The organism is Streptomyces sp. NPDC057474, from assembly GCF_042802555.1.
Taxonomy (GTDB): domain Bacteria; phylum Actinomycetota; class Actinomycetes; order Streptomycetales; family Streptomycetaceae; genus Streptomyces.
Genome location: NZ_JBHVDX010000505.1, coordinates 1 through 1,186 on the forward strand (window position 1 = coordinate 1; position 1,186 = coordinate 1,186).

The following is a 1,186-nucleotide window of genomic DNA, read 5'->3' on the forward strand; positions in this document are numbered from 1 at the left end:
TGATCTGGTTCGGAGATGCGTGAGCAGTAGCGGCAGATGCGGTCGAGGATCTGGTCGGCAGTCTTGGTCCATTTGAAGGGTCTGGCCTGGTCGTTCCAGACCTTGATCCAGTCCTCGAGTGCGGCTTTGAGGTCGTCGAGGGAGCAGAACACCCCACGTTCGAGGCAGCGTCGTTCCAGTTCGGCGAACCATCGCTCGACCTGGTTGATCCAGGATGAGTAGGTGGGGGTGAAGTGGAGGCGGAAGCGGGGGTGCGCGAGCAGCCACTTGTGCACCACGGGTGCCTTGTGGGCGGAGAGGTTGTCGCAGATCACGTGGACTGCCAGGCCGGGCTCGGTCTGGCGGTCGATCTCGTCGAGGAAGTCGCGGAAGTCGACGGCCCGGTGCTGCGCGGACAGCTTGGTGATCACTTTGCCCGTCGCGGTGTTCAGGGCGGCGAACAGGTCGACGGTGCCGTGCCGGACGTAGTCGAAGCTGCGCCGCTCGGGCACTCCGGGCAGCATCGGCAGCACCGGTGCGGTCCGTTCCAGGGCCTGGATCTGCGGCTTCTCGTCCACCGCGAACACCGTGGCGTTGGCCGGCGGGGCGAGGTAGAGGCCGACGACGTCGCGGATCTTGTCGATCAGGAGCGGGTCCGGGGAGATCTTGAAGGTCTCGGTCCGCCATGGCTGCAGGCCGAAGGCGTGCCAGATCCGCAGCACGCTCGCCGGGGAGATCCCCACGACCCTGGCCAGTTCCCGCTTCGACCAGTGCGTCGCCCCCTGGGGGGTCTCCTCCAGCGTGCGCACCACCACTTCCTCGACCTGGGCGTCGGTGATGGTGCGCGGCACCCCCGGGCGCGGCTCGTCGCTGAGCCCGTCCAGCCTGTTGCGCAGGAATCTTGTCCGCCACTTGGTCACCGTGCCCCGGTTGACGCCCAGTCGCGCGGCCACCGCGATATTGCTGCCGCCGTCCGCGCAGGCCAGCACGATCCGTGCCCGCAGAGCCAAGCCCTGCGCGGTCGCCCGGCGCCGGGCCCATCCCTGCAACGTCCGCCGCTCGGCATCGGATAACACCAGCGGCGCAAGCCTGCTGTCGCCCATCCCCACAGCAGACCGCAAACCACCAGCCCCGTCACCGCCCAAGCCACGATCCGAAACGGAACACGACTCAAGTGGCGACGGGAGAACTCAAAACCGGCTCACTA

Annotated in this window: 1 protein-coding gene; it reads right to left on the reverse strand. The window is 67.5% G+C overall.

Annotated features, from left to right (window positions below; genetic code table 11):
* A partial coding sequence (locus tag ACFU53_RS48095) for an IS630 family transposase (RefSeq protein WP_384007043.1) occupies positions 1-1,082 on the reverse strand: 1,082 nt, incomplete at its 3' end.
* Positions 1,083-1,186 lie beyond the last annotated feature (104 nt).